Here is a 2,588-nt window from a genome sequence, read left to right as displayed (position 1 = left end):
GTCCATGCCACTGGCATCGAAACCAAAGCTGCCCAGCATCGGCTTGGCGGCAGCGGGTGTCGCCTCGGCTGGCGCGGCGGTGCCGGCGGCCGGATCGGCCGGGCGGTCACAGGCGGCCAGGGACAGGCTGGCAACGATGGCCAGTGCCAGGGTGGGGCGGCGCAGCTTGGACATGGACTTCTCTTGCGGCGGAAAACTCCAAGTCTAATCCGCTGCGGGCTGGCTGGACGTGCCCGGCAGGGCCAGCACTGTGCGTGATCTGGCTGAACACGCAGCAGCGACCTTCACGCGGTCATCGGCGTGGTGCATGCTGCGGGCTGGATGTCTGCAGCACCCGGGGGAGGGCGCATGCAGGACAGGTTGAGGCGTCAAGAATGGCGTCCGCCGGCCGTTGAGGTCGGGGATGTGGAGGAATCGTTCGCGCATGAAGCCAGCCGACTGCCCAGGGAAGACCGACCGATGCCGGCGCTGAGACACGCGCTGGCCCGGCCGTTGCGTGCCATTACCTGGGGCGGCGTGGTGCTGGGCGTGCTGCTGGCGGTCGGCCTGGCCGCGATGCTGGCCAACGATTACCAGCGCCGGCTGGAAGCCGCGCAGCGGCAGAGCCGGGCGTTGGCGGTAGGCAGCGAGCGCCTGTTGGCACTGGAACTGCGCAACCTGGAACGGGCGATGGGGGGCATCGCCGCTGATGCGGCCGAGCTGTTCCGCACAGTGCCTGCGCAGGCGCCCGCGCTGCTGGATGCCGCCATTGCCGGCGTGCTGCGCCGCCACGCCGAACTGCACAGCATTGTCGTGCTCGATACCTACGGCCGCGCCCTGACGGCCGGCAAGGGCGACCTGCAGCTGCCGCTGTGGACCGATCCGCAGCGACGGGGGCAGGGAAGCGCGCTGTACATCGGGCCGCCGCAGCGTGCCAACGACGGCGGCTGGGTGGTGCCGCTGGCGCTGCCGATGGAGGGGGATCGCTGGCTGCTGGCGCGGCTGCGCTGCGGCGAACTGCAGCGGATCGTGGGCGGTCTGGATGTGGGACCGAATGGCCTGGCCTCGATCAGCGACGCCGATGGCTACATGCTGGCCCGTGTCCCCGATCCGCATGGCACCGTCGGCCGCCGTTACACGCTGCCGGCACGCAAGCTGCTGGGCCGGCAGGCAGTGGTTGAACTGGGCAGCATTCCCGGCGCGGTGGACCACATCCCGCGCATCTCCACCATCAGTACCCTCGAACGCAGTCCATTGGCGGTGCAGGTCGGCCTGGCCAACGAGGACGTGCTGAAGCCCTGGTGGCCGTATCTGCAGGCGGCGATCGTGATCGTGCTGGCCTACGTGGCGCTGCTGCTGGTGCTGCTGTACGCGGTGCGCCGCAGCACCCATCGGCAGCAGTCGATGGCCGAAGAACTGCATACCGGCCACGCCGAGCTGCGCCTGGCCCATCAGGTGGGCCGCGTGTGCACCTGGTATGTCGACGAAGACGCTGCGCTGCTGCGCTGGTCACCGCTGGCGCGTGAGATCTTCGGTGTGCAGACCGATGCGTTGCCGGTGGCCGAATTCTTCGCCCGCGTGCACCACGATGACAGCGCACGCATGCAGCAGGCTTTCGACCAGGCCTTCGCCGGCACCGCGGTACTCGACGAAGAATTCCGTCTGGTGTTGCCCGGCGGTGCAGTGCGCTGGGTTGCCGCGCGTGGCCAGCGGGTGGCGGTGGCCGATCGGCAGCGGCGCATGATCGGCGCACTGACCGACCTCAGCGAACGCTACCAGGCGCGCGAGCAGATGCGCCAGGTTGAACGCCGCTTCCGCCTGCTGTTCGATCGCAACCCTGCACCGTTCTGGGTGTTCGATCCGGACACATTGCGCTTCATCGAGGTCAACGAGGCGGCCGTGCAGCAGTATGGCTACAGCCGCGATGAATTCCTGGCGATGAGCATCCTCGACATCCGCCCGCGCGAGGGCTGGGACGAGGTCAAGGGCGCCATCGCCCAGGTGCGCAGTGGTGAACTGCAGGACGCCGCGGTGCGCCTGCATCAGCGCAAGGATGGCAGTGTGTTCGAAGTGCGCGTGCACCTGTCGCAGCTGGATTTCGATGGCCAGCCCGCGTGCCTGGTGCTGGCCGAGGATGTCAGCGAGCGCCTGGCCTACGAACGCGACCTGGCCTATCACGCGCGGCACAACCCAGCCACGGGCCTGCTCAACGTGCGCGCGCTGAGCGAACAGCTGGACGAGCAGTCCGGCGCCTACACCATCGCCTATGTACAGCTGCGCGGCCTGCAGCTGGTGGCCGATACGCTGGGCCGCGAGATCGGCGATGCGGTTCTGCAGTCGATGGCCTCGCGCCTGGGCGGGCTGGGCGCGCGCTTCGGCCTGCTGGCGTTCCAGCCGGCAGAAGACTTCGTGCTGGCCATCGCGCCGGAACACAACACCCAGCGCGTGCTGGACGATCTGCTGCAGATCGTCTCGGCACCGATGCGCGGCCAGGATTCGCTGCACCAGTTCGAACCTCGCATTGGTGTGGCGGTACATGACGCCGATGCAGGCCACAGTGCGGAACAGGCGATCGGCATGGCCGCGCAGGCGGCGCACGCGGCCCGTGC

The 2,588-nt window shown here is 68.9% G+C and carries 1 protein-coding gene; it reads left to right on the top strand.

The window, feature by feature from the left end; all coding sequences use genetic code 11:
- Positions 1-348 precede the first annotated feature (348 nt).
- A partial coding sequence (locus DBR20_RS11660) for a PAS domain S-box protein (protein ID WP_258223317.1) occupies positions 349-2,588 on the top strand: 2,240 nt, incomplete at its 3' end.

The organism is Stenotrophomonas sp. HMWF023 (assembly GCF_003060985.1).
Lineage (GTDB): Bacteria > Pseudomonadota > Gammaproteobacteria > Xanthomonadales > Xanthomonadaceae > Stenotrophomonas > Stenotrophomonas lactitubi.
Note: the sequence above shows the minus strand (reverse complement) of the source record. Positions and strands in the feature narration are given on the sequence as shown.